The organism is Roseibium album (assembly GCF_001404515.1).
GTDB lineage: Bacteria > Pseudomonadota > Alphaproteobacteria > Rhizobiales > Stappiaceae > Roseibium > Roseibium album.
In genome coordinates this window covers 706,275-729,757 of record NZ_CXWE01000003.1, presented here as the reverse complement: position 1 = coordinate 729,757, position 23,483 = coordinate 706,275, and the positions used below count along the sequence as shown (strand labels likewise).

Below are 23,483 nucleotides of genomic sequence, written 5' to 3'. Positions count from 1 at the left end.
CAGGGCCGCATTCATACTTTAACGACCCAGTGGCAACAAATTGTCGTCCTTCAGCGTTTCCATTGCAATCGACGAGCGCACATGGTGGACCGCCTCTTGTGGAAGGAGGTCGTCGTTGATGATGCGGCTCAGGGTTTTGAGGTCGGGCACAACGATTTTCAGCATGTAGTCGACATCGCCGGTCAGGGTGTGTGCTTCCTGGACTTCCGGCATGGCAATCACGACGTTCCGGAATTTCCGGGCATTTTCCTTGCTGTGCGCGCCGAGCGTCACGCCAATATAGGCCGTCACCGTCAGACCCAGGGCTTCAGGGTCGAGTGCGGCGCGGTAGCGGCGGATCACCCCTGTTTCCTCCAGTTTCTGACGGCGGCGGGAAACCTGGCTGGCCGACAGGCTGATCACGTCGCCAAGCTCCGCGTTGGTCAGAGCGGCATTGTCCTGCAATGCGGCGAGAAGTTTCACGTCATAGCCATCAAGCGCAACAGTCATGCATATATCCCAATATTTTCACACGGAACGTGCAAGATACTACGCGCAATCACGTGGATTGCACACACCCTGCGCGTCATCCGGGGCATTCTTTGTGGCAACAACAGACCTTTCGAAGGAGAACCAGTCATGGGACCGTTTCCGCACGATGCACCGCCAGCCCAGATCACCGCGCAGAATCCGGCCGGGACCGACGGATTCGAATTCGTTGAATTCGCGCATCGCGAACCGGAAAAGCTGGACGCCCTGTTTCGCAGGATGGGGTATCAACCCGTTGCAAGACACAGGACGAAGAACATCACCCTCTATCGCCAGGGTGACATAACCTATGTACTGAACGCCGAAAGCGGCAGCCATGGCATGAAATTCGTCGACGAACACGGGCCGTGCGCACCTGCCATGGCCTGGCGGGTCGTGAACGCGAAACACGCGTTCGACCACGCGGTCGCAAATGGCGCGACACCCTATGAAGGGAACGACAAGACGCTGGACGTCCCGGCCATTGTCGGTATCGGCGGTTCGCTGCTTTATTTCGTCGATACCTATGGCGACAAGGGATCGGCCTATTCGGATGAGTTCGACTGGCTGGATGCAACCGATCCGAAGCCGGAAGGTGTCGGCTTCTATTATCTCGACCATCTGACCCATAACGTCTATCGCGGCAACATGGACAAGTGGTGGGACTTTTACCGCGACCTCTTCAACTTCAAGCAGATCCATTTCTTCGACATTGACGGCCGCATTACCGGACTCGTCAGCCGCGCGATTACCAGCCCCTGCGGCAAAATCCGCATTCCGCTGAACGAGTCGAAGGATGACACCAGCCAGATCGAGGAATACCTGAAGAAGTACGGGGGCGAGGGCATCCAGCACATCGCGGTCGGGACCGACAATATCTATGACAGCACAGACAGGCTGGCGGCCAACGAACTCAAGTTCATGCCGGGCCCGCCGGAAACCTACTACGAAATGTCAAAGGACCGCGTGCAGGGCCATGACGAGCCGCTCGAACGCATGAAAGAGCACGGTATCCTGATCGACGGCGAGGGGGTTATCGACGGTGGCATGACAAAAATTCTGCTGCAGATTTTCTCAAAGACCGTGATCGGACCCATCTTTTTCGAGTTCATCCAGCGAAAGGGTGACGAAGGCTTCGGTGAGGGCAATTTCCGCGCCCTGTTCGAGTCGATCGAGGAAGACCAGATCCGCCGTGGCGTCCTGAATACGGAAGCCGCGGAATAAGGTCCGCGATGGTTCAAGGCACGGGGTTCCGGTTGGCAGTTCAGGGAAAGCAGCCAATCGGTCCCTCGTTACGGGTAACCCATCGCCTCTGTCGCCTCTGGAAATCGCTCGGCGCCGTCCCGAGAGACAGACGGCAGCCCCTCGTGACGAACGTGACCAAAAACCCTCAAACAAAGGTAAGAGGGTCGGACATTCGCACTCTCTGGCGTTCGGACTCCGGCACAACTTTTTGTTGCCTAAGTAATTGTATTTTTTAATTTTTTCAAAAAAGATTCATTTCTTCAAAATTTTTAACTATCTGATTTTGTTGATGTTTTCTCCTTGACTGGAAAGTTTCCGTGCTTTTTTCGATTTTTTTTTGATTTTCCGTGGAAGAACAATGGCCTCGGTGGGTTTTACTGACAGAGGCTGCCGTGTAGGCCCTCTGTTGCATTGTCTAAGCACACTAACTTTCACCTCCGCGTTCGCGCGGAGGTTTTTTTGTGTCTGGCCGAAATATCAACAATGCGCGCGGTCGAAATCAGGCCCGCACCTTGCCCTCCAGAACGTCCCAGACCATCGCAGCGACGTCTGGTCCACCGAGGTTCCGAATGGCGCGAATGCCTGTCGGAGCGGTGACGTTGATTTCGGTCAGCATACCGTCGATGACATCGATCCCGACCAGAATGAGACCCTTTTCCTTCAGCGAAGGTCCGAGGCGTGCGCATATCTCGCGCTCGCGCTCGGTCAGGTCGCTGTCGGTCGGTGCTCCGCCGCGCACCATGTTGGAGCGCAGGTCCCCTTCTGCAGGAACCCGGTTGACCGCACCGGCAAATTCGCCGTCGACGAGCAGGATGCGCTTGTCGCCATGCTTCACGTTCGGCAGAAACTGCTGGATCACCCAGGGCTCGCGGAACGTGACATCGAAGAAATCATAGAGCGACCCGTAATTCAGATCGTCTTTTGTAATGCGGAAGACGGCCGCACCGCCGTGACCGAAGAGCGGCTTCATGACGATGTCGCCGTATTCTTCCCGGAAGAGATCGATCTCAGCCCGATCCTTGGTAATCAGGGTCGGCGGCATGAGATCGGGAAAGTCGGTGACAAACAGCTTTTCCGGCGCATTGCGAACCTCCGCCGGATTGTTCACGACAAGCGTTGCCGGGTGAATCTTTTCCAGAATGTGGGTCGCCGCGATATAGGAAAGATCGAAAGGCGGGTCCTGGCGCATCAGCACCACGTCCATCTCGCGCATGTCCGTGCGGGTCCTGCTGCCGAGCGTGAAATGGCTGCCTTTTTGGTCGCGCACCTCGACCGGTTCCAGCGCACAGAAGACCTCATCGCCACGCAGAGCGAGGCGGTCGGGCGTATAGTGATACAGTTCGTGGCCACGGGACTGCGCTTCGAGCATCATCGCAAAGGCGCTGTCTCCGGCAATGTTGATTGTCGAGATATGGTCCATCTGGACCGCTACTTTCAGAGCCATGAGGCAACTCCCGGCGGGTGCGCGACAGCGCTTTGAAGAAGATCAACGTGCGGCCATGCGATCGAACAGGACCGCGTAACTGCCGATCTCCTGGGATTTCAGATCAGTCGGTCCAGATATGCGGTCGCGATGCCGCTTTGTCCAGTGGGTGCGCGCCCGGTGTATTTGCTAGAATTCCAATGAACAGCTGAAATTTCTGTACCGGCCTCGACCCGTTATCAAGAAGGCAGGTCGAGGAGGGCCCCCGATCGGTCAATGGCCGCGAGAAGGATGCGCCCAGGCTGTTTTCCGACCTAGTCCCAAGCCTCGAATGCATTTTCGATCCGCTCGGGCAAGGCCCAGGGCCGGATGACGATGACGTCGAAGCGGAGCGTGAAGAACCCCGCCTTGGGATGTTCGGAAACAAAGATTTTCGCGGCCCGGGTAATTCGTTTCTGGCTGGCAGGCGTGACGGCTTCCAGCGCCGCACTCCGGGTCTTCCTGGCCTTGACCTCGACGAAAGCAACGGTCTTGCGTCGTTTCGCAATCAGGTCGATCTCGCCTGCCCCGGTCTTGTAACGGTGCTTCAGGATGCGCCAGCCGGTGAGGCGCAGGTACCAGGCCGCCCAGGCTTCTGCGGACAGGCCCCGGGCATGGGACCGGCGGCGCTGCTCCAGGGAGTTTTTCTTCTGCCCCGGCATGCTCAGCCGTCTCCGGCTTTCAGGTCGAGCGCGCGCTGGTAGACGTCCTTCCGGTCCAGCCCCGTTGCCTTTGCAGCTTTCTTGGCAGCAGCACTGACCGGCATCTCCTTCAGCGCTTCAAGCAGCAGCGCGTCCAGGTCAGAAGCGTCGGCTTCGGGCCGCTCGTCGGGCGGACCCACCAGGATAACGATCTCACCCTTCACCTGCATCTCTTTGAATCGGTCGGCGAGTTCGGACAGCGAGCCGCGCTCAAACGTCTCGAACCGCTTGGTCAGCTCACGTGCGACCACGGCTTCCCGACTGCTACCCAGTACCGTTGCCATCAGCACCAGTGTCGCACCGGTGCGATGCGGGGATTCGAAAAAAATCAGCGTTCCGGGCACCCTTGCCAGCTCTTCCAGCCGCCTGGTTTTCGGGCCGCCCTTTTGCGGCAGAAACCCGGCAAAGAGCACCGTGTCACTCGGCAGACCCGATGCGACGAGCCCGGCGAGAGGTGCGGACGCACCCGGAATCGGAATGACCCGGTGGCCCGCGTCCAGAACTGCCCGAACAAGCCGATAGCCTGGATCGGAAACAAGGGGTGTTCCCGCATCGGAAGCAAGGGCCACAGCCCTGCCGGCCTCAAGTTCGGCCAGGATCTTCGGCCTCTGCTTGTCGGCATTGTGTTCGTGATAGGCAACCAATTGGGTCTTCAAGCCGAACTTCTGGGTCAGGGTCGCAGTGACGCGCGTGTCCTCGCAGGCAATGAAGCTGCTCGCCGCCAGGGTTTGCAGAGCGCGGACGGTGATGTCACCGAGATTGCCGATCGGCGTCGAAACAATATAAAGCGCCGGCTCAAGATTAGGTGCGCTGAAAGCGTGTTCGGCGAGGCTGTAACGGTTCCTGTCCGCAACTGCAGCTGGTGAATCGCTCTCCATATGGGCTCCAAGATTTGCTTGCCGGATAGAGGTCCTTGTCACTGCGCTAACCGCAGGACGCTGCCGATGCAAGGTAAATCCACTGCTGATCATCGGGATATGCCGCTGACGTCGCCCAAAAACTGGACATGACACGAGCGAATACGTAAGTCTTGCCAGAGGTGAAAAAATAACAATGGCAAGTGCGATGCGGGGCAAAACCGGACAGCAACAGAGACGGCAGTTTTTGAAGACGGCGCTTGCCTGCAGCAGCGCATTCGCGCTTTCAGGCTGCCTCGGATCTTCACTCGGCTCGCTGCCGGGCGACCAGGTGCAACCTACCGCCCAGCCCCAGACGACAGGTGAGGTCATCGGGACCGGCAGTGTGCGGGTCGGTCTGCTGTTGCCCCTGGCCGCCAGTGGTGGCAATGCATCCATCGGCACCGTTTTCAAAAACGCCGCCGCGCTTGCACTGCAGAATTTTCCGAATGCGGACGTCCAGCTTCTGGTGAAGGACACCGGCGGGACGGCCGAAGGCGGGCGAAGTGCCGCTCAGTCGGCAATCTCGGAAGGCGCCGAACTGATCCTTGGACCTGTCTTCGCACCGGCAGTTTCCGGCGCTGCAGCCGCAGCACGGGCCACTGGTGTCCCGGTCATCGCGTTTTCAACCGACACGTCCGTCGCGGCACGCGGTGTCTATCTTCTGAGTTTTCTTCCCGAATCCGATGTCAAGCGGATCATCGGCTATGCCAACAGTCAGCAGAAACGCTCCTACGCCGCACTCATACCGGATGGTTCCTACGGGGCTGTCGTTGAAGCCGCCTTCCGACAGGAAGTCGGAAAGGGTGCAGGCAGGATCGCGACCATCCAACGTTACAAGATGTCGGGCTCGGACACGTCGGATCTGGTTGCCAAGACCGCTGCACTGAAGTCCGTCACGAACAACATCGATGCCTTGTTCGTACCGGCCGGCGGCGGCGTTCCTCCTCTTGTCATGCAAACTCTCGTCAGCCAGGGTGCAAATCTCGGGAACATAAAGATCCTGGGATCCGGGCAGTGGGATTCAGCGCAGGTCAAGAACAACTCCGTGCTGGCGGGCGCGTGGTTTGCCGGCCCTGAAGACAAGGGGTTCCAGGGATTTGCAAGACGCTATCAGAGCACGTACGGAGCGACCCCGCCTCGCAATGCCAGTCTTGTCTATGACGGCGTTACACTTGCCGCCGGCCTGATCCGCTCCGCTGGTCCGCAACGCTTCCAGCAGAGCATCATGACGAACCGCGACGGATTTATCGGGATCGACGGCCTGTTCCGATTCAAGTCGAACGGATTAAACGAACGTGGGCTCGCGGTATATCAGATTACCGGGCGGGGCACCGAAGTGATTTCACCGGCGCCCAGGGATTTCCGTACCGGTTTCTGATACATCTTCGGTCTGTATTCTTCTAAAGGGCTCTAGCCTCCATGCTCAACGGCAAGCAGATCGTGTTGATCATCAGCGGCGGAATTGCCGCCTACAAGTCGCTTGATCTCATCCGGCGGCTCAAGGAACGTGGTGCGCGTGTTATCCCGGTCATGACCGCAGGCGCTCAGGAGTTCATCACTCCGCTTGCCGTAGGTGCGCTTTCAGCCGAGAAAGTCTTCACAAGCCTGTTCGACCGGGAGGCCGAACACGATGTCGGCCACATCCGACTGGCGCGGGACCATGACCTCGTCCTGATTGCGCCGGCAACGGCAAACCTGATGGCCAAGACGGCTCACGGTATTGCCGACGATCTTGCCACAGCCGTGCTGCTGGCGACGGACAAACCCGTTCTTGTCGCACCAGCGATGAATCCAAAGATGTGGCACAACGCTGCGACGACACGCAACATCACCATCCTGCAAGAACGCGGCATCAGGTTCGTTGGACCTGCGAGAGGCGAGATGGCAGAAAAGGGTGAAGCCGGTGTCGGCCGGATGAGTGACCCCCTGGAGATCGTAGCCGCTGCCTCGGCGGTTTTGCGCGATGAGGAAATCAGGCAGAACCGTCTTCCGCTGGCCGGCAAGCATGTCCTGATCACTTCCGGCCCGACCCACGAGCCCATCGATCCTGTGCGCTATATCGCGAACCGTTCATCGGGCAAGCAGGGCCACGCTCTGGCGGTGGCTGCCTATGAAGCAGGTGCGCGCGTGACGCTGGTGTCCGGTCCGGTTGACCTGGCAGATCCCGACAATATCGACACAATTCGTGTTGAGTCGGCGGCAGACATGCTTTCTGCCGTCAAATCATGCCTTCCTGCCGATATAGCGATCATGGCAGCCGCAGTGGCCGATTGGCGAGTCGCGTCCGAAGGTGCGCAGAAGATCAAGAAAGACGGAAGCGGCAAGCCACCGGCGCTCGGGCTCGTCGAGAATCCCGATATTCTGGCAACGGTCGGACATCACGAAAGTCTGCGCCCTAAACTGCTGATCGGCTTTGCCGCTGAAACACAGAACCTGATTGACAATGCCCGCTCGAAGCTGGAGCGGAAAAACGCCGACTGGATCATCGCCAACGATGTCAGCCCGGAAACGGGAATCATGGGTGGTGATGCCAATACGGTGCGCCTCGTCAGCCGGGATGGCGTGGAAGACTGGCCCGAGATGGACAAGGCTGAGGTCGCCCGGCAGATTGTCGCCCGGGCGGCGGCAGCGCTGGATGAATGATCGGCCGTCGCGATGTGAGACGATCCACCCATTCCAGCATCAGCGAACACAGGATACCTGCCTGGAAGCGAGGACGAACCCGCTTGAGGTCAACTGCCGGGGCCCGGAAACCCCAAATCCCGAATACGGGTAAGGCATTTCGCAATTCCCGCGCCGCGACAAGCCATTGCCAGTCAGATCCTTAACAGCCTTTCAGGCTGCCTCGGCCGCGAAGCGGAAGTAGCTCATGCTGATAGACCCGTATTCATAGCTGCGGTGCAGAAGTTCGGCGCGGGCCTCCTGGCCGGCAGCACCGAAGGCAAAAAACAGCGGCAAGAGGTGCTCCTCGGTCGGATGATTTCGCCGGAAGTCCGGGACGGCCTCCAGATCCCTGAAATAGTCAATCGATCCGGCCTTCAAACCGTCGTCGAGCCAGCGATCAAAATTCCTTGCCCAGTCCGGGGCATCCGAGCCCTGAGGCCTGATATCCCCCAGATTATGCGTCGTGCTTCCGGAACCGGCAATCAGGACACCTGTTTCCTTCAGAGGCGCAACCGTTCTGCCCAGCTCGTAGACGGTTTCCGGCGTGCTTCCATCGGGAAGCGACAGCGCGGTAACCGGAATGTTCGCCCGGGGAAATGCAAGGGACAGGGGCACCCAGGCACCATGATCCAGGCCCCGGTCGCCATCGAGTTCGACTTCATACCCGGCGTCCTCAAGCAGTCTCGCCGTTTCGTCAACCCGGTCTTCGTCGGCTCTGGCCGGATAGGACATTTCATGGAGCTCGGGCGGAAACCCGCGGAAATCATGGTAGGTACGCAGCGGACCCGGGGCCGAGAGTTTCAACCCCTCGGTTTCCCAATGGGCAGACAGGATCAATATGGCATCCGGCCAGCTCCTGCTGTCCGCAAAGGATTTCAGGAATCGGCTTGCCGATGTGTCCTCTATTGCCAGTGTCGGGGCACCGTGGGCAAAAAAGACAGGGGATATGGGCTTTTGAGCCTCGGACATACAGGCTCTCCTTCATGCAATTGACTTTTAAACTTACCTGAAGATAGAGAGCTCCGGGGCGATCGGAAGGTTCGTTTTTGAAGAAGGCCTGTTCCCGATTCAGGAACAATCGCAAAGAAAAACCGCTCCCAAATGTCCGGGAGCGGTCATGAATCGCGCGGAAACCGGGTTTAGCGGTAGCCGACGTTGATCAATTGAACACGGCGATTGATGCCGGAATCCGGTTTGGACGGATCTCTCAGCTGCTCTTCGCCAAGGCCGACGGCCTGCAGATATTTCCCCGGAACCTGGAACGTGGTCACGAGTGCTTCGCGGACCGACTGCGCGCGCTTGATGGAGAGTTCCAGATTGTAGTCACGCGGACCGGTCGCATCGGTGTGCCCGACAATGAAGAAGGTCTGACCCTGCAGATAGGGCGTATGCAGTGCATCTGCGATCACGCCGACCGTTTCATAGGACTCCGGACGAATGCGCGCCGAATTCAGGTCGAAGGTGATTTCCACGTTGAACTGACGCAAAGACGCAAGCTTGTCCCACAACGGCAGATTTCCGGGCGAGTTGGCTCCAGGATATTTCTGGATGTTCTCAAAGGCAGCCTTCTGCAGCTCGTCGGCGCTGACATCGACCTTCTGCTGGGCGCCCTGAAGCGAGTTGATGATTTCGTTCCGGTTGAGCTTCGTCTGGGCGGCGGCACCGGAAACGGAGACAGCAAGCAGAGCAGCCGAGATACCGGCGAAAAGGATCTTCTTCATAAATTTTCTCCCGGGATTTCTTAGCGGTATCCAGCCAGATCGATGGCGGTGTTACATTTTTTGCCGACAGAAGGCTGTGCCTTCAGGAGGCAACGCAGAACGTGTCCGGCACCGGGCTTGACGCCTTTGCAGTATTGCGCGGCGTCACGCTGACAGATCTTGGGCGCGGCTGCCTGTGCCGCGAGCCGCTCCTGAATGAGGGTAGCGACCACGGCACGGTCCGCGTTGCACTTCTGGGAGACCTTGGCCTGGTTCTGGTCCAGGCACTTGCCGATACCATTGTTGGCCAGCGTCGCGGTCTTGCAGTATGCGTTAATGTCCTTGCCGCAACTTGCAGACAGGATCTTGATCGCCTCGGCGAACCCCACCGTCTGCGCAAATGCCGCCGGGGCGGTTGCCAACAAAACACCTGTCGTGAATGCGAAAATCAAACGTCTCATGTTGCAAATCTCCCAACCAAGGCAACATTACTTCGGGGCAGAGTGTTTCAGGAGATTCTCTAAACTTCAAGGCGTTAGCTGAATTTTCTGCGAAACAAAAAAACACCCTTGCCAATCTTGACAGGAGGTGCCGAATATCACGCAGCGATTGGCCTTCCAACTCTGGACAAAAGAATGCACGCGACCCTGCAACTGAAACGCCTCGAACATGGCAAGGACCTGCCCCTGCCCGCCTACCAGTCGGAACTGGCAGCCGGTCTCGACCTTCTCGCAGCAGTCGACGACCCCGTGATTCTCGCCCCGGGACAACGTGCACTGGTACCAACCGGTCTTTCCATGGCGCTGCCGGCCGGATTCGAAGCCCAGGTTCGTCCACGGTCCGGTCTCGCGGCCAAACACGGCGTTACGGTCCTCAACACACCAGGCACGATCGACGCGGATTATCGTGGCGAGGTCAAGGTTATCCTGATCAATCTGGGAGATGCTCCTTTCGAGATTACGCGCGGAGAGCGAATCGCACAGATGGTAATCGCTCCGGTGCTTCAGGCCGAGATCACCGAAGTCGCGGTCCTGTCCGACACCGAGCGTGGTGTGGGTGGTTTCGGTTCGACCGGCCGCAATTGAGGAACAGCCATTCCAATGACACCACATCTGGTCATTTTCGACTGTGACGGTGTTCTGGTGGATACCGAACGCCTGACAAACCGGACCATGGCCGCACTCTTGACCGAATACGGTTGTCCGATGACCGGTCCGGAATGCCAGAAGCGCTTCATGGGGCGGACACTGGAAGCGGTACAGGAGACGGTTGAACAGGAGCTTGGCCGGAAGCTTCCTTCCGATTGGCTGGTTCAGCTTCGCGCCCGTGACCTTGAGAGTTTCAAATCTGGCGTTTCTCAAGTGCCGGGGGTCGCGAAAGTCATGGACATGCTCGACCAGCGCGGAATTCCATATTGTGTCGGTTCATCGGGCAAATACGAGAAAATGCACTCGACGCTCGGCAGTGCTGGCCTTCTGGAGCGCCTGAAAGACAAGCTCTATTCCGCGCAGGATTGCGCGAAAGGAAAACCGGCACCCGACATATTCTTGCTGGCGGCAAGGTCCATGGGACACACGCCCGAGACATGCGTTGTCGTCGAAGACAGCCTCCCGGGCGTGATGGCTGCGAACGCTGCAGGAATGCGCGTCTATGCCTATGTCGATGATCCGGTCTGTGACCGCGACGCATTGCGCGAGGCCGGTGCCATCCTGTTCGAACGCATGTCGGACCTGCCCGGCCTACTTGTTTCCGGCGCGTGAAAAGGTGGCGGAACAAGGGGTTTCTCGCCTCCAGGGATGACGGGTCCTTTAAAACCTATTAGGACGGACACCATCTAAGAGGTCGGTCAAGCCAGGGAGAAGTGCCATGACGATGAAAACCAGCGGTCGCGGAAAGATCTATGCTTCGATTACCGAAACCATTGGCGATACGCCGATCGTGCGGTTGGACCGTCTGGCCAAGGCCCATGGTGTAAAGGGCAGCCTGCTTGCCAAGCTTGAATTCTTCAACCCCATCGCCAGTGTCAAGGACCGGATCGGCGTCGCCATGATCGAGGCAATGGAACGGGATGGTCGCATTGCACCGGGAAAGTCTACGCTGGTAGAACCGACCTCCGGCAATACCGGCATCGCGCTTGCCTTCGTTGCAGCGGCAAAGGGCTATCGCCTCATCCTGGTCATGCCCGAAACAATGTCTGTCGAGCGTCGGAAGATGCTCAAGATCCTCGGCGCCGAACTGGAGCTGACCGATGGTGCCAAGGGCATGAAGGGCGCTATTGCACGCGCCGAGGAACTCGTCAACGAGATCGACGGGGCGGTGATACCGCAACAGTTTGAAAATCCGGCAAATCCTGAAATCCATCGCAACACGACAGCGGAGGAGATCTGGAACGATACCGACGGCGCTATCGACGTCTTCGTGTCCGGAATAGGCACAGGAGGCACGATCACAGGTGTTTCCCAGGTTCTGAAACAGCGGAAACCGGACATGCATGTGGTCGCCGTCGAGCCGACGGACAGCCCGATCCTGTCCGGTGGCGAGCCCGGGCCCCACAAAATCCAGGGCATCGGCGCGGGCTTTGTACCCGGCGTTCTGGACACCGGGGTCTATGACGAAGTCGCTACGGTCTCCAACGAAGATGCCTTTGCCATGGCCCGGGAAGTCGCAAAGATGGAAGGTTTGCCCGTCGGCATATCCTCCGGGGCGGCGCTGACTGCCGCCATCCGGGTTGGCCAGCGAGACGGCATGGAGGGAAAGTCCATTGTCGTTATCATTCCGTCCTTTGCGGAACGCTATTTGTCGACAGCCTTGTTTGAAGGTCTCTAATGATGACTGTTGCGACCGACGGAGAGTAACCATCGCGCTTTTCCCGCCGTCATGAGGACCATATGTAAACGGGGACCTTCGTCCCCGTTTTTGCCATTGATTACGCCAAGATACGGTTTGAGGACGTCACGAAAGGTGATGGACGTCCTGCAGTCCATAAACCGGCGTCTCGAGGCCTTCCATGCGTGCTTTCAGCTGCAGGGAGAGAAACTGGGAGTAGTGACGTGACTGGTGCAGATTGCCCCCGTGGAACCAGAGAGCGTCCTGCTGGGTCGGCTTCCACATGTTGCGCTGTTCGCCTTCCCAGGGTCCGGGATCCTTGGTCGTGTCCGACCCCAACCCCCAGACCTTGCCGACCTTGTCCGCCGTATCCTGGTCCATGAGATCGGCGACCCAACCATTCATCGAGCCGTAGCCGGTGGCATAGACAATGACATCCGCTTCCAGCCTGGTGCCGTCGTCGAGGATCACTCCGTCTTCAACAATTTCGGTGACCTGGCCCCGCTTCAGCTTTATTTCACCGTCAATTATGAGCTGGCTGGCACCGATGTCGATGTAGTAGCCGGATCCACGGCGCAGATATTTCATGAAGAGACCGCTTTCATCGTCGCCCCAGTCCAGCCAGAACCCGGCCTTTTCAAGCCCGTCGTAGAAATCCGCATCCCGCTTTTTCATCTCCGCGTAAGCCGGTATCTGGAATTCGTGGAGAATGCGATAGGGCAGGGATGCAAAGATCAGATCCGCCTTTTCTGTCGTCATTCCGGACCGGACGGCTTCCTCGGAATAAAGCGCCCCAAGTCCCACGTCCATCAGCGTGTCAGAGCGGACGATGTGTGTCGACGAACGCTGGACCATCGTGACGTCGACGTCGTTTTCCCAGAGCGCCGCGCAGATGTCGTGCGCGGAATTGTTCGAGCCGACGACAACGGCTTTCTTGCCGCGATACGCATCCGGTCCGGGATGTTTTGAGGAATGATGCTGGTCGCCCCTGAATTTTTCCATGCCCGGAAAAGCCGGAACGTTCGCCTTGCCCGACATGCCTGTCGCCATCACCAGCTGTTTTGGGCGCAAGGTGACTTCCTCGCCGTCCCGGTCGACAACAATTGTCCATTCCCCGGTTGCCTCATCATAGCTTGCCGATTTGGCGATCGACCTGGTCCAGTAGTTCAGCTCCATGACCCTGGTGTACATTTCGAGCCAGTCGCCGATCTTGTCCTTCGGGCTGAAGACCGGCCAGTTTTCCGGAAACTTGATGTAGGGCAGGTGGTCGTACCAGACCGGATCGTGAAGACAGAGAGACTTGTAGCGGTTTCGCCAGCTGTCTCCTGGCCGCTCATTTTTCTCGACTATGATGGTTGGAACACCCAGTTGTCGCAGCCTGGCGCCGAGTGCGATCCCGCCCTGACCGCCACCGATGATCACGCAATAGGGCTGTTCCGTGTAGCCCAATTCGGCATTTTCCCGTTCGCGCTCCTCTTTCCAGGTCGGCCTGTTCTTGCCGGCGCCATGTTTGGCGCCGAGGGGCCGCTGAAAGCCTTTTGGCTCCTCATGGCCCTTGATCTCGACCATGGTGGTCAACAAGGTCCAGATCTTGTTGTCCTTCAGTCGGATCAGGCCGAAGCATCGGGCCTGCTTCGTTTCAAACTGGATCCAGGCCGTTACAACACCACCTTCCTCGGTTGGTACTTCACCCTCCGCAATCGTCCAGTTGGCTGGCGCGATCGTTGCCAGCTGCCGCGTCAGCATGTCCCTGACCTGATCCTTGCCTTCAACGGTCTTGATGTTCCAGGTGAAGGCTACAAGATCCCGCCAGTAGCAATCGTCCTGAAACATGTTCACGGCTTCGTCTACATTATTGTCTTGCAGTGCCTTTCCGAATGACTTGAGAAAGGTTTCGGTCTGATGAACCAAGGGTGTGTCGAGCATTCTATTCCTCCCATGTAATCCTGTCTGGGAGAATTGCAGAAGAGACAGCAGTTTCGCTATCTCTGCGACGCCGATTGAATAAGTAAAGCCGAAGAAATGTCCATTCCTGTTGCGCGCGCAACACCGTGCAACACAGGGATACGATCCGGAATGTGTTTGCGACCGGCCCGATCAGCGTTTGCCAGATAGTCCAGCCTTGCGCATTCGGCGCAGAATGGTTGACCGATTGACCCCGAGCCGTCTGGCGACCAATGACATGTTCCAGCTGCAGGCATCGAGCAACGCCTCAAGATCGTCATCCGGGTCGGTTTTCGAATGAATTGAGCCGGAAGGCGGCGGCAGATCCGGAAGGTCGATAACCGACCCCTCCACAAGAGCCATTGCAATTTCCAATGCCGTTGCAAGTTCCCGGATGTTTCCGGGCCATTGCCGGCTGCCGAGTTCAGCCCGGGCTGCCGGTGACAGCCGAACATCCTTCGGAGAGCGTCGAAGCAGCCGATCGACAAGCCAGTCAAAATCCTTGCGGTGCCGGAGCGGTGGAATGGAGATGACCGACCCCGCCAACCTGAAGTAAAGCTCGGGTCTGATCGCCTCGAAAGTGCCGCTATCAGCAGCCTCCCGGCGCGCCGAGGCTATGATCCGCAGATCATTTCGTGTTTCGAGTAATGCGAGGATGAGGGCCTGTCCTTCATCATCCAGATCCTCAATGCCACGCAGGAACAGCGTTCCCGCTCCGCCCTCCGCGATCCCGTCGACCTTTTCCTTCCGGAGCGCGGAGCAACACAAAGTGTGAAAGGCGCGGTTTGATGGTCCGAGGACATGAACCGCCCTTGCAAGGTATTCCTTGCCCGTGCCGGTTTCGCCTACCAGCAGGAGAGGAACCTGGGTCGGTGCCAGCCGGTCCACCTTGGCGGCGATCTGGGCGAGCGCAGGGTCCGGGCCGCCAAAATTTCGCAAGGGTCCGGACAGGGCGCCAATGGCCTGCGGACGAGAGACACGCGCCGACTGGGGAGCGATCGCGTGCCCATAAAGGCCACGCCCGTCTCGCAGGCGCAGAACACGTTCTTCGGGAGGCCTGCCCCGCATGAGGTCCGGCAGATCATCAATATTCAGGTCCATGTGCTGGTCTATTCTGGTTCCTATCAATTCGGCAGCACCTGACGGGGCGAGACATTCCAGCGCCCCATGGGTCATGCCCGTGATGTGACCGCTGTCGTCAAGCGCGACAGCTGCTTCGGGATCAACTTCCAGAAATTCTGCAGACGTGGAAAACCGCAGGACCCACTCCCTGCGTGTCATTGCCATGAGATTGGCCATTTCAACGCGGCGCGCTGATGCCTTGACAAGGTTCATCGCAAGGTTCTGCGTCGACTTGGGACTTGGTGAGCGCAGGAGAGACACATCCAGGACGGCGGCCAGGTTTCCGCCCGTATCGAAGATCGGCGCCGACGTGCAAGAAAGCGGTGTGTGGGACAATCCGAAATGATCGCCCTGGTGTATGGTCACCGCCTCGCCGGTCACGATGCAGGACCCGACCCCGCAAGTGCCCGCCAGGTCTTCGGACCAGTCGGAGCCGAGGTACAATCCGGCCCTGCGCAGGTCTTCCTCAAACCGGGGATCGCCGAAGAAGTCGACACAGATGCCCTTGGCATCTGCCAGAAGAAGCACGTAGTTTTGTCCCGCAACCTGCTTGAAAAGGGTTCGCAGGCCCGAGCGGGCGGTTGCGATCAACCGCTCCGATTGCTCCTGATGTTCCCTGAGCTGCTGCTCCGTAACGATATGGGCCGGTTCCGGTCGCGTCGGGTCCATGCCGTAGGTCTGGACGCAGCGCCGCCAACTTTCGGACACAAGTTCATCCCTGCCGGTCTCCTGTCCTTTCAGGACCCGGTCGATTTCGCTGACATGTTCGGTATCGCGCATGCCATCCTCCCTCGGCATAGCGTCACACGATAGCGCGAGTGCTTGCCCGGGCACAACATGTGCGAAAGTGCCGTCCCTTCAGTTGATGAAAGAAGGCCTGCGACATGGTCAGTTGTTGTGCGGGATGATTGTTTCCATGCGTGTTGCAGCGGCAAATCCAAACACATGTTTGAACGGACCTGTTTCTTCTTTCGAAACGGCCTCGAATCCCATGCGCTCATAGAGCGCTCTCGCTCTATCATTCGTGTCGATGACATCGAGCCTGACGCGTTTCAATCCCTCGTCCGCGGCTTTCTGGATGATGGCTTTCAAAAGCGCGCTGCCGATGCCCCGTCCTTGCGCGTGCTCACTTACGAAGATGCCGTCCATCAACAGCAGTCCCGGTTCCGTATCCCGCTCCAGGATATTCAGCAGAAGACCGCGCCAAACTCCGCCGAAACGCCCATAAGCGGTACACAGATCGCCCAGCGACCCGCCGGCAAAAGAGCCTTCTTCCGTCTTGTAGCCCGCAAGACCCAGCAAGGTGCCGTCCGTTGCAACAGCACTCAGGGCATAAGCCGGATCCAGCACGCTTTCCAGAAAACCGAGCGCTTTCGGTTCCGGTCCCATGACCTTTTCCAGTTTTCCGCGAAACGCCGACCAGAAGAGTGAGGCAGCAATCGATCGCTGATCTTCCGGAAAACCTGATTGCACGGTGAAACCGGCGACCATTTTGACGCCTACCGGATCCAGACTGCCGTGCCGGTTGCGCTGACCATCAGCATCGAACCGTTCTGACCAACAGTCTCATAGTCGAGATCGACACCGATAACCGCGTTCGCGCCCATTGCCTGGGCCTGCTGGCACATTTCGTTGACGGCTATCTCGCGTGCCTTGGCAAGCTCTTCCTCATAGGCACCCGAACGTCCGCCGACGATATCCCGGATACCGGCGAACAGATCCTTGAACAGGTTGGCACCAAGAATTGCCTCACCCGTTACCAGTCCCTTGTAATCCAGTTCCTTGCCCTGGACGGTGTTCGTGGTGGTCACCAGCATACGCTATCTCCTTGCAACAATAACACGGTGAGACATGGGGGGAAGCGTCTGGCAATGCAAGGAAATTGGATTGCCGATAAAACTTCGACAATTTTCCGCATCCTTCCTGGTCGATTCCTAGGAGCTTGTCTGCAATGAAACCAGCAGGAGAGCTTCGGTCAGTTTCCCAGCATCCGTTGGCCAATATTCCGGCGGTCGGGGGTGGGCTGCACCAGATTCGATTGTTGGCCGACAAGCCGCTATCGTATCGCACCATCGATCGGGAACTGCTGATCCACCCTGAGCTGCGCCAAGCAATGCACCACAGACAGCTGCATTTGTATCGGTGTCACCTCCACTCCCAACCGTCCAGATCACTGCTTCTTCCAGAGACTTGTTTGAAAGCAGATGAAAGAAGGCATTCTGCAACGCCGTGAGAACCCAACCCATCTGATCGTAGAATTCATAGGGAGGTTCGGATTTCGCCAAAATCAGACGTTCGCGGACAGCTTTCGATCCTTGTGCCGTTTCCGGGCTGTGATGCGCGTAATCCCAGGCTGTCTGCCACATCGTTGCCGGATCATCGCCTCCAATTCCGCTCGCAATTGCAGCTGCATAGGCAGAACTGGCGGATTGGCAAATTGGGTGCGGGTGTGTTAGCGCTGCATCGCGCGCTGCAACTTTGGCCGCGAGCGCCGGATTGCCAGCTGCATATATTCCAACCGGGCTGACGCGCATGAGTGCGCCATTGGACTGACTATCTGATTTTGCCGATTGCCCGATCGACAATGCAGAGAGCCCGCTTGAAGTCGTTATTCCAATATCGAAGGGTTCAGACTTCCACCAGCGAATGTAGGCTTCCGCGACGCTGCTTTCTTCAAACCCTTGCCTTGCCGCAATTGCGCGCGCGAGCGCCAAGGCCATTTCGCTATCGTCAGTCGGCTGACCTGCCAACAGGTTCCAGGTACCGCCATCCTTCAGATCCCTCACGCCGCAAGGATAAAGGTCTGCGATTTCCAGCGCATCCTTGAATTCAACGAGCGAGCCGAGAGAATCGCCTGCGAGCTGCCCAAACAGGCAGCCATACGCGCGATCCATCATTTCATTGGAAATGATCAGCAATTGCCTTTCCTCCGTCTACTGGTGCCTCTCGAGACCAGAAGATCCAGGGCTTGCCGCCTCCGTCCGGACATGCCGTTCGGCAAGATACCCCGATTGAAGGAATGTGGTGCCGCGCTTCCTCAAGCTGCCCGCCGCGAAGCGTCCCGGCCGCGATAACTCAATGCCTCCGCCAGGTGTATGCGACCAACCATGTCCTTGCCGTCAAGATCAGCGAGCGTGCGCGCCAGCTTCAGGACGCGGTGATAACCGCGTGCACTCAGCTGGAGCTTTTCAGCGGCATCTCGCAAGAATGCCAGGCCCAGCTCATCCGGCTGCGCCATGGTCTCGACAACCGAGGCAGGTGCCTGGGCATTTGTCCGGCAGGCAACACCCAGATCGAAAAACCGTTTTTCCTGGATGCGGCGCGCTTCGGCAACGCGGGCAGCGACGGCCGCGGACGGTTCGGCTTCGGCCGGGCCGATCAGATCAGCCGCGGTGACCGCAGGAACCTCGATCCGGAGGTCGATCCGGTCAAGAAACGGTCCGGAAACACGGGTCTGGTATTCCGTGACGCAGCGCTCACCCCGGCGACACACATGTCCCGGCTCTCCTGCATGACCGCAACGGCAGGGATTCATTGCCGCCACCAACTGGATGCGCGCGGGATAGGTCACCCGGTGATTGGCGCGTGCGATCACCGCCTCTCCCGTCTCCAGGGGCTGGCGCAGGCTGTCGAGCACCTGCGGGTTGAATTCCGGCAGTTCGTCGAGGAACAACACCCCGTTGTGCGATAGAGATACCTCGCCGGGCCTGGCCCGCAATCCACCGCCGATGAGGGCCGCCATGGACGCGGAGTGATGTGGAGAACGGAACGGCCGCCGGTCGGTCAACTTGCCTTCAGCCAGCTCGCCGGCAAGCGAGGCGATCATCGAGACTTCGAGCAGCTCGCGCGGGGTGAGCGGCGGCAGGATGGACGGCAGGCGGCTTGCCAGCATCGATTTTCCGGATCCCGGCGGTCCCGTCATCAGCAGGTTGTGTCCACCGGCGGCCGCGATTTCCAGTGCACGCCGGGCCGTCTCCTGTCCCTTGACTTCGGCAAGATCCGGCAAGGCTGCGGGGTTGCCCTGAAGCCTGGCAGCGGGACGCGAGAGCATCTGCGTTCCCTTGAAATGATTGGCAAGCTGGATCAGGGAGCGGGGGGCAAGAATATCCATTTCCGGATCCGCCCAGGCCGCCTCGCCGCCACTCGCTTCGGGGCAGATCAGCCCCTTTCCAAGGCCGTTCGCACCCATCGCGGCGGGAAGGACACCGGCGACCGGCGCCAGTGTGCCATCAAGGCCGAGCTCGCCCAGAACCGCATATCCATCCAGATATTCGCCCGGTATGGCACCAATCGCCGCCATCACGCCAAGTGCGATCGGCAGATCGTAGTGCGAGCCTTCCTTCGGCAGGTCGGCGGGTGCAAGATTGACCGTTACGCGTTTGGCAGGCAGGGCGAGCCCGGAGGCGGACAGCGCCGCCCTGACGCGCTCGCGGCTTTCGGCAACCGCCTTGTCCGGCAGACCGACGATCGTGAACGCGACCATGCCGGGGCCGACATGCACCTGCACGTCGACCGGGACAGCATCGATACCCTGAAAAGCGACCGTTGTTACCCGGCTGACCATACCCTGCCCTCTACCCTGAGATGTGGTTTGAGCGAAACACAGGAATGCGGGAGAATCAAGAACAAATATAGAACGAGCCCCGTTTGACCGCCGCCCGAGGATACGGTCAACCGTTCGGCAACAAACCGAGCACATGATGTTGCACAAAATGCGCAGATATTTCCGTTTCTCAGGAAGCGTAAATACGTAATGTGCGACCGGTACCGGGATATCCGCCGGCACCTGCGAGAACCTGCTCCAGATATTGCGGTACCTGAAAATCCTCACTTGTGGTCAGGCCATTCGACTCCAGCCACTCCGAAACAAGCTCAATCATCTTGTCCGGATCCTTCTCGAACATTGCGCGGCAAAGTTCGGCATCCAGCAGCAAATCATCATTCGACGTCTTGGGAACGATCATGGGCGCGTCACATCAGTTTTTACAATCATAGCGTGCCAGCATGTTGCCCGCTATTTTCCGCAAAGACCAGCACATTGCAGTTATGTGGGCCTACGCCACCATAATTCGGTGTTATGCGTTCCCGACTGCAACTTCTCGTTCTCTGGGCCTGATCAACGCAAGAGCGCAGCACATCAGGCCCGACACGACGAACAGCATCGAGTGACCCAGCAGGGGTATTGCGAACCCGCCGGCTACAGGGCCCACACCCTGGCCGAGGGAAATCAGGAAAAAGGTCAGTCCGAACCCGATCGAGGGAGCGTCCCTGAAAATCCGCATGCTCCACATTCCGAAGAGGGCCGTCATCACGATAAAACCGGATCCGAAAAACGCGGCAGAAAAGTAAATCCCGTGCCGGACGCCGATCAGGAACGGCAAGGTTGCAACGGCAGCGCCGACGATCAGCGCCAGGACCCGATACGTCTGTCGCAGCCCCCAGCGATTCACCAAACCTCCCGCGAAACAGCCGGTAACGCCTGCCATGCCAAGAACAATCCAGAAAACGATGGCGTCCCTCGAATTGCCGGAAAGCTCCCACAGGAGCTCAACGGCATATGTCCAGTAGACCGCGGAGAATATGCCGAACAGGAATGCGGCAACAAAGAGCGGCCTGGCAGCGCTCTGCAAAAGAAAACGCGGGGAAATTGCCGCGCGGGCATTGGCGATCCTCGGACTGTGCCGCGGCAGCGTCCAGAAATTGCAAATCGTTATCGCGAGTGCCAGACCCGCGAACAGGAGCCATGCCAGGCGCCAGTCCTCGCCGGCAAACAATGCCAGCGGGCCGGCAAAGGCGACGCCGAACCCCGTACCGGAATTGATCCAGGCATAAATTGTGTTCTGGCGGCTTGGTTCGGTGTGCCTGACAATCACGTCGGAAAACGGCGGATATGCCAGTCCCGGACTCGTGCCGGCAAGAAACACGCCGAAGGCGAGTGTCACGGCATCCGGGGCCACGGCGATCGTCGCCATTCCGGACGCGGCGGCCAGACCGCCAAGCATAATTGGCAATCTCGGGCCGAACAGGGTCGACAGGCCGGACCCGAGAAAGGTTGCCATGAGGTAGCCGGCATAGGACAGCCCTGCAATGAGGCCGATGGTTTCAGTCGACAGATTGAATTCCTGGCGGAACTCGGGAAGAAACAAGCCGAAGCAGTACCTGGCCAGGCCATAGGTCGCCGCGACGATCGCCAGCCCCGCAACCGTAAGGCCGCGGGTTTTCATCCCATTTTCATGCCCGGCGGGAGAGCTGGAAGTGAAGTGTCTCGTCATCGGTAAAGGTCTCGCCGGTAATCCTGAAAAATCCGCCATGCTCCCTGTAGAGGCGATATTGTTCAAGAGTGAGTTTCAGGCAGAAGTTGGACACGTGCAAGTTTCTTCCATTGATTGTACTTGAAAATTCCTCTCCCAATATGGCGACATGCGTCGTTTCATTCTCCTGAAACGGCACGGGCAGGAGAAAGAACCGGTTCAGCGTCGGAAGAGCGCGATCAACCGACTGCTCGAAGGCAATTCTGGAAAACCGCTGCATTGCCGGATGGGCATAGAAGTAGGGTATCTTTTCGGTGAAGTGTTTCGTGTAGAGCTGGCTCTCCGACAAGAGCAGATCGCCGGGTCTGGCAATGTCCCGGAGCCATTCGTTGACAACAAAAGGGTCGTCGTTGCCTTCCTGAAATCCCAGCATGGTAATGACAGCCGGCGGCGCGTTGTCTTCGACCACCTCGCTCAGGCGGAACTCATCGAATGAACAGGTCACGAACTGCAGGGGTACTCCGGGCAACGCCTCTTCGAGAGCAGTCCGCATGTGAGCAACCGACATCGGATTGATATCAACGGCAATGTACCGCTCAATTACAACGCCAAGCTTCTGGAGTGTTTTCAGGATAAAACCTGTTTTCACCGGCTCGGGCCCCAATTCGACATAGATCAGCGGCTTGTCACCGAATTCCGAGGCAATCTGCGCGCAACTCCGACTGAGAGCATCCTTGAAGGATTGGCCATCGGCCTGCAGGCGCCCCAGCGTGTCGGAACCCACGCCGGTCTCGTTCAGCTCGCGCATCAACCGGAACACCTCATCCAGATGCCCCGTCGTCTCAAGGTCCCGGCCCTTGTTGGTGTATTTGACCCGATTGTCCTGCGTAACGATGCGGTCGAGACTGAATTCCGTGTGGGATGCGATGGCCCGGTGCACTCTGGATTGCAAAGAGCCCGCGGGCGATACCTCAATTTCAAGATCTGGCTGGTCGACTGTAAACGCGAGAGTCATGGCGATACCCGTTTTGACAAGAGGAATTCCCGGATTACGTGATATTGCCCCATATATAAAATTTATAATTGAAGAACCTCATAATAGAACGTTATGCTCCCGGTCACGGACTTGTCCAAGAAAAGAGGCTGGCGGGTGTCTGCCGGCCGGCGTTAAGGCGGGATGACAGACAATGACCATCGGCCGTTTTAATATCGAATTGCTGGAAGCCTTCGTTGCTGTAGCGGAAGCCGGCAACGTGACCCATGCCGGCAGCAAGCTGAACCGCACCCAGCCTTGCGTAAGCACCCAACTCCGACGTCTGGAAGAGCGGGTCGGCAAACCATTGATCGAGCGGACCGCGCGCACGATGAACCTGACGCCGGCGGGTCGAATTCTTTTTCAGCACGCGACGGAAATACTGAAATCGCACGAAGAAGCCCGGTTGAGGCTGTCAGCTCCCGAACTCACAGGAACCGTTCATGTCGGCTTGCCGGAATGGTTCGCAACCGGGCAGCTTCAGTCGATCTTCTGCAATTTTGTCCGCATTCATCCCAACGTCAAACTTGAGATGACGGTCGCCGACAGTGCCACATTGCACGACATGCTCTCCAACAACGAGATCAACCTTGCCATCGCGCTGGTCACACCGGCAAAACCGGAACCCGCGGGCGTTGTCGAGGAGCAGCTTCACTGGGCCGTCAGCGAAGACTGCTCCCTGAGCGATCCACTGCCGCTGATCCTCTTTCCGGAACCCTGTCCGTTCCGTGAACTCACTTTTCGCGCACTCGCCAGTGCCGGACGCCAATGGTACGAACGGATCACGACGACGAGTGTCGCCGCCGCCCAGGTGGCCGTGACTTCCGGTGCCGGTATCTGCTGTCTGCCGTCCGGAGCAATTCAGGAAGGCTTCACGCTGCTCAAGGAACAGGACGGTTTTCCTGCGCTTCCCGCCACGCAACTGGCGATTTATACGCCGTCCAAGGCACAGTCGCCGATCGTCGATTATCTGGAAGAACACCTCAGCGAACTGCTCAAGAACGCCATTGCGCCCCGCTCCGCGCTCGCCGGCAAGAACCAGCCTGATTTGCGGGTCGTGTGAAGCCCGCACAGGTGGCAATACCGGCGCTTCCTTTCAAGCATGATCCAGATCACGGTCTGAAGGCCC

Annotated in this window: 23 protein-coding genes; 7 read left to right on the top strand and 16 right to left on the bottom strand. The window is 58.5% G+C overall.

What is annotated here, in order from left to right:
- Positions 1 to 18: 18 nt before the first annotated feature.
- A complete protein-coding gene (locus LA5095_RS12905) occupies positions 19 to 489 on the bottom strand; it encodes an Lrp/AsnC family transcriptional regulator (protein ID WP_055115419.1) in 471 nt (156 codons plus the stop codon).
- Between the two features lie 129 nt (positions 490 to 618).
- On the opposite strand from LA5095_RS12905, the gene hppD reads away from it, so the two are divergent.
- Positions 619 to 1,731, top strand: coding sequence for a 4-hydroxyphenylpyruvate dioxygenase (gene hppD / locus LA5095_RS12900; RefSeq protein WP_055115417.1), 1,113 nt, complete (start codon positions 619 to 621; stop codon positions 1,729 to 1,731).
- A 520-nt stretch (positions 1,732 to 2,251) separates the two neighbouring features.
- Here hppD and gshB read toward each other — a convergent pair.
- From gshB to rsmI, 3 genes are all read right to left on the bottom strand, one after another.
- Positions 2,252 to 3,196 carry a glutathione synthase gene (gene gshB, locus LA5095_RS12895; protein WP_055115416.1) on the bottom strand — a complete coding sequence of 315 codons (945 nt, stop codon included), beginning with the start codon at positions 3,194 to 3,196 and terminating at the stop codon, positions 2,252 to 2,254.
- Positions 3,197 to 3,489: 293 nt separating this feature from the next.
- On the bottom strand, positions 3,490 to 3,876 hold the full coding sequence (locus LA5095_RS12890; RefSeq protein ID WP_055115414.1) for a YraN family protein: 387 nt from the start codon (positions 3,874 to 3,876) through the stop codon (positions 3,490 to 3,492).
- A 2-nt stretch (positions 3,877 to 3,878) separates the two neighbouring features.
- On the bottom strand, positions 3,879 to 4,793 hold the full coding sequence (gene rsmI / locus LA5095_RS12885) for a 16S rRNA (cytidine(1402)-2'-O)-methyltransferase (protein WP_055115412.1): 915 nt from the start codon (positions 4,791 to 4,793) through the stop codon (positions 3,879 to 3,881).
- A 175-nt stretch (positions 4,794 to 4,968) separates the two neighbouring features.
- Between rsmI and LA5095_RS12880 the strand changes: the two genes are divergently transcribed.
- Both LA5095_RS12880 and coaBC read left to right on the top strand, forming a co-directional pair.
- Positions 4,969 to 6,192: a penicillin-binding protein activator gene (locus LA5095_RS12880; RefSeq protein ID WP_055115410.1), complete on the top strand. Its 1,224-nt coding sequence runs from the start codon at positions 4,969 to 4,971 to the stop codon at positions 6,190 to 6,192.
- Positions 6,193 to 6,233: 41 nt separating this feature from the next.
- Complete coding sequence (coaBC, locus tag LA5095_RS12875) at positions 6,234 to 7,457, top strand: bifunctional phosphopantothenoylcysteine decarboxylase/phosphopantothenate--cysteine ligase CoaBC (protein WP_055115408.1); 1,224 nt, start codon at positions 6,234 to 6,236, stop codon at positions 7,455 to 7,457.
- A gap of 192 nt (positions 7,458 to 7,649) precedes the next feature.
- Here the strand turns inward: coaBC and LA5095_RS12870 are convergent, their stop codons facing one another.
- The 3 genes from LA5095_RS12870 to LA5095_RS12860 form a co-directional block, all read right to left on the bottom strand.
- Positions 7,650 to 8,447 carry a DODA-type extradiol aromatic ring-opening family dioxygenase gene (locus tag LA5095_RS12870; protein ID WP_055115406.1) on the bottom strand — a complete coding sequence of 266 codons (798 nt, stop codon included), beginning with the start codon at positions 8,445 to 8,447 and terminating at the stop codon, positions 7,650 to 7,652.
- 170 nt (positions 8,448 to 8,617) lie between these two features.
- A complete protein-coding gene (locus LA5095_RS12865; RefSeq protein WP_055115404.1) occupies positions 8,618 to 9,199 on the bottom strand; it encodes an OmpA family protein in 582 nt (193 codons plus the stop codon).
- Positions 9,200 to 9,219: 20 nt separating this feature from the next.
- Positions 9,220 to 9,639 (bottom strand): hypothetical protein, encoded by a 420-nt coding sequence (locus LA5095_RS12860; RefSeq protein WP_051644919.1) that lies wholly within the window; start codon positions 9,637 to 9,639, stop codon positions 9,220 to 9,222.
- A gap of 174 nt (positions 9,640 to 9,813) precedes the next feature.
- On the opposite strand from LA5095_RS12860, the gene dut reads away from it, so the two are divergent.
- The 3 genes from dut (at position 9,814) to cysK (ending at position 12,004) form a co-directional block, all read left to right on the top strand.
- Positions 9,814 to 10,263 (top strand): dUTP diphosphatase, encoded by a 450-nt coding sequence (gene dut / locus LA5095_RS12855; protein ID WP_055115712.1) that lies wholly within the window; start codon positions 9,814 to 9,816, stop codon positions 10,261 to 10,263.
- Between the two features lie 15 nt (positions 10,264 to 10,278).
- Positions 10,279 to 10,938 (top strand): HAD family hydrolase, encoded by a 660-nt coding sequence (locus LA5095_RS12850; protein WP_055115402.1) that lies wholly within the window; start codon positions 10,279 to 10,281, stop codon positions 10,936 to 10,938.
- A 106-nt stretch (positions 10,939 to 11,044) separates the two neighbouring features.
- Entirely contained in the window at positions 11,045 to 12,004 is a 960-nt protein-coding gene (cysK, locus tag LA5095_RS12845; RefSeq protein ID WP_055115400.1) for a cysteine synthase A, read from the top strand.
- 126 nt (positions 12,005 to 12,130) lie between these two features.
- On the opposite strand, the gene LA5095_RS12840 is transcribed toward cysK, so the two are convergent.
- From LA5095_RS12840 to LA5095_RS12800, 9 genes are all read right to left on the bottom strand, one after another.
- A complete protein-coding gene (locus LA5095_RS12840; protein ID WP_055115398.1) occupies positions 12,131 to 13,930 on the bottom strand; it encodes an NAD(P)/FAD-dependent oxidoreductase in 1,800 nt (599 codons plus the stop codon).
- Between the two features lie 171 nt (positions 13,931 to 14,101).
- Positions 14,102 to 15,850 (bottom strand): sigma-54-dependent Fis family transcriptional regulator, encoded by a 1,749-nt coding sequence (locus LA5095_RS12835; protein WP_055115710.1) that lies wholly within the window; start codon positions 15,848 to 15,850, stop codon positions 14,102 to 14,104.
- A gap of 108 nt (positions 15,851 to 15,958) precedes the next feature.
- Positions 15,959 to 16,561 carry a GNAT family N-acetyltransferase gene (locus tag LA5095_RS12830; RefSeq protein WP_055115396.1) on the bottom strand — a complete coding sequence of 201 codons (603 nt, stop codon included), beginning with the start codon at positions 16,559 to 16,561 and terminating at the stop codon, positions 15,959 to 15,961.
- Positions 16,562 to 16,569: 8 nt separating this feature from the next.
- Complete coding sequence (locus LA5095_RS12825) at positions 16,570 to 16,887, bottom strand: heavy metal-binding domain-containing protein (protein WP_055115394.1); 318 nt, start codon at positions 16,885 to 16,887, stop codon at positions 16,570 to 16,572.
- A 117-nt stretch (positions 16,888 to 17,004) separates the two neighbouring features.
- Positions 17,005 to 17,988 carry an ADP-ribosylglycohydrolase family protein gene (locus tag LA5095_RS12820; protein ID WP_055115392.1) on the bottom strand — a complete coding sequence of 328 codons (984 nt, stop codon included), beginning with the start codon at positions 17,986 to 17,988 and terminating at the stop codon, positions 17,005 to 17,007.
- A 119-nt stretch (positions 17,989 to 18,107) separates the two neighbouring features.
- Entirely contained in the window at positions 18,108 to 19,634 is a 1,527-nt protein-coding gene (locus tag LA5095_RS12815; RefSeq protein WP_055115390.1) for a YifB family Mg chelatase-like AAA ATPase, read from the bottom strand.
- Between the two features lie 169 nt (positions 19,635 to 19,803).
- Complete coding sequence (locus LA5095_RS12810; protein ID WP_055115388.1) at positions 19,804 to 20,034, bottom strand: hypothetical protein; 231 nt, start codon at positions 20,032 to 20,034, stop codon at positions 19,804 to 19,806.
- Between the two features lie 111 nt (positions 20,035 to 20,145).
- Entirely contained in the window at positions 20,146 to 21,294 is a 1,149-nt protein-coding gene (locus tag LA5095_RS12805) for an MFS transporter (RefSeq protein WP_055115386.1), read from the bottom strand.
- Between the two features lie 7 nt (positions 21,295 to 21,301).
- A complete protein-coding gene (locus LA5095_RS12800) occupies positions 21,302 to 22,336 on the bottom strand; it encodes an L-histidine N(alpha)-methyltransferase (protein ID WP_108875751.1) in 1,035 nt (344 codons plus the stop codon).
- A gap of 172 nt (positions 22,337 to 22,508) precedes the next feature.
- On the opposite strand from LA5095_RS12800, the gene LA5095_RS12795 reads away from it, so the two are divergent.
- Positions 22,509 to 23,417 (top strand): LysR family transcriptional regulator, encoded by a 909-nt coding sequence (locus tag LA5095_RS12795; RefSeq protein ID WP_055115382.1) that lies wholly within the window; start codon positions 22,509 to 22,511, stop codon positions 23,415 to 23,417.
- Positions 23,418 to 23,483 lie beyond the last annotated feature (66 nt).

Coding starts and splice junctions, on each gene's coding strand:
- LA5095_RS12890 (WP_055115414.1), bottom strand. CDS start 3,876: ATGCCGGGGCAGAAGAAAAACTCCCTGGAGCAGCGCCGCCGGTCCCAT.
- LA5095_RS12870 (WP_055115406.1), bottom strand. CDS start 8,447: ATGTCCGAGGCTCAAAAGCCCATATCCCCTGTCTTTTTTGCCCACGGT.
- coaBC (WP_055115408.1), top strand. CDS start 6,234: ATGCTCAACGGCAAGCAGATCGTGTTGATCATCAGCGGCGGAATTGCC.
- LA5095_RS12805 (WP_055115386.1), bottom strand. CDS start 21,294: ATGAAAACCCGCGGCCTTACGGTTGCGGGGCTGGCGATCGTCGCGGCG.
- LA5095_RS12830 (WP_055115396.1), bottom strand. CDS start 16,561: ATGGTCGCCGGTTTCACCGTGCAATCAGGTTTTCCGGAAGATCAGCGA.
- LA5095_RS12880 (WP_055115410.1), top strand. CDS start 4,969: ATGGCAAGTGCGATGCGGGGCAAAACCGGACAGCAACAGAGACGGCAG.
- LA5095_RS12815 (WP_055115390.1), bottom strand. CDS start 19,634: ATGGTCAGCCGGGTAACAACGGTCGCTTTTCAGGGTATCGATGCTGTC.
- LA5095_RS12860 (WP_051644919.1), bottom strand. CDS start 9,639: ATGAGACGTTTGATTTTCGCATTCACGACAGGTGTTTTGTTGGCAACC.
- LA5095_RS12825 (WP_055115394.1), bottom strand. CDS start 16,887: ATGCTGGTGACCACCACGAACACCGTCCAGGGCAAGGAACTGGATTAC.
- LA5095_RS12865 (WP_055115404.1), bottom strand. CDS start 9,199: ATGAAGAAGATCCTTTTCGCCGGTATCTCGGCTGCTCTGCTTGCTGTC.
- LA5095_RS12840 (WP_055115398.1), bottom strand. CDS start 13,930: ATGCTCGACACACCCTTGGTTCATCAGACCGAAACCTTTCTCAAGTCA.
- rsmI (WP_055115412.1), bottom strand. CDS start 4,793: ATGGAGAGCGATTCACCAGCTGCAGTTGCGGACAGGAACCGTTACAGC.
- LA5095_RS12800 (WP_108875751.1), bottom strand. CDS start 22,336: ATGACTCTCGCGTTTACAGTCGACCAGCCAGATCTTGAAATTGAGGTA.
- hppD (WP_055115417.1), top strand. CDS start 619: ATGGGACCGTTTCCGCACGATGCACCGCCAGCCCAGATCACCGCGCAG.
- LA5095_RS12810 (WP_055115388.1), bottom strand. CDS start 20,034: ATGATCGTTCCCAAGACGTCGAATGATGATTTGCTGCTGGATGCCGAA.
- LA5095_RS12795 (WP_055115382.1), top strand. CDS start 22,509: ATGACCATCGGCCGTTTTAATATCGAATTGCTGGAAGCCTTCGTTGCT.
- dut (WP_055115712.1), top strand. CDS start 9,814: ATGCACGCGACCCTGCAACTGAAACGCCTCGAACATGGCAAGGACCTG.
- cysK (WP_055115400.1), top strand. CDS start 11,045: ATGACGATGAAAACCAGCGGTCGCGGAAAGATCTATGCTTCGATTACC.
- LA5095_RS12835 (WP_055115710.1), bottom strand. CDS start 15,850: ATGCGCGATACCGAACATGTCAGCGAAATCGACCGGGTCCTGAAAGGA.
- gshB (WP_055115416.1), bottom strand. CDS start 3,196: ATGGCTCTGAAAGTAGCGGTCCAGATGGACCATATCTCGACAATCAAC.
- LA5095_RS12850 (WP_055115402.1), top strand. CDS start 10,279: ATGACACCACATCTGGTCATTTTCGACTGTGACGGTGTTCTGGTGGAT.
- LA5095_RS12905 (WP_055115419.1), bottom strand. CDS start 489: ATGACTGTTGCGCTTGATGGCTATGACGTGAAACTTCTCGCCGCATTG.